Source organism: Bacillus sanguinis (assembly GCF_018332475.1).
In the GTDB taxonomy this organism is placed as follows: domain Bacteria; phylum Bacillota; class Bacilli; order Bacillales; family Bacillaceae_G; genus Bacillus_A; species Bacillus_A sanguinis.
Genome location: NZ_BOQB01000576.1, coordinates 1 through 756, shown reverse-complemented (window position 1 = coordinate 756; position 756 = coordinate 1). Strand labels below are relative to the sequence as shown.

General features: G+C 27.2%; 2 protein-coding genes. One reads left to right on the top strand and one right to left on the bottom strand.

Translation table 11 applies throughout. The features are described from left to right. Positions 1 to 136 precede the first annotated feature (136 nt). Complete coding sequence (locus KI369_RS28670; protein WP_212959019.1) at positions 137 to 388, bottom strand: hypothetical protein; 252 nt, start codon at positions 386 to 388, stop codon at positions 137 to 139. Positions 389 to 608: 220 nt separating this feature from the next. Here KI369_RS28670 and KI369_RS28665 point away from each other — a divergent pair, with 220 nt between their 5' ends. Beyond that, positions 609 to 749 carry a hypothetical protein gene (locus KI369_RS28665; protein ID WP_001004256.1) on the top strand — a complete coding sequence of 47 codons (141 nt, stop codon included), beginning with the start codon at positions 609 to 611 and terminating at the stop codon, positions 747 to 749. Positions 750 to 756 lie beyond the last annotated feature (7 nt).

Genomic DNA, 756 nt, shown 5'->3' with positions numbered 1-756 from the left:
ATATCAGTTTTCATAAGGCCAAACTAGAAATCCCCCTATTGTATTAGGGGGTCTCGTTTTGAATAGAGGAAATCATTTTGAAATATAAACATATATGAAAAGTAACAATCGAGGGAATAGGGGGATCATAAAACTTTTAAGAAGGAAAGAGTGTTCTTAAAGCTTTTTTTGCATCTATTCCTTCAAAGATAAATAATACAAGATCTCTCTTTTTTACAGTAAGGAAAAAGGAGACTAATGTGCTTAAGTTTTTAATAGAAGTAAGTGTTCCGTGTTTACTTATAAATACATTCGTTTGAAATGTTGTCATTAAAGCATAAAAATGATGAATCTGCGTTATTGTAGGTGTTTCATTATAAAGAATAGTAGTAGATTGGATTGCATTCATCGAAATATTCCTTTCCATATAGTAAGCATAACAATATAAACATACCCGTTTTAAAAAATGTTAAACATATAAATAAAAAAATAGAATTATAGTTTTTTACGTTTAGAAAGGGTTAAGAAGGGTATACATATACTACAAAGAGATTGACTGAAGATGAATTGTAAGATTTCTAGTCTATAAAAATATACTTTTACTTTTAATAAAAAGGAGTCTGGTATACATGAATGAACTGATGATTGATATTACATTTGATTTAATTTACTTGTTAAGTAGTTCGCTTGTAATGCTTTTACTATTCGCTTTTTTCATAAATGGTTATGTTAATAAGAAGATTAGTGTATACAGAAATGAAGAAAGATAAAGATACA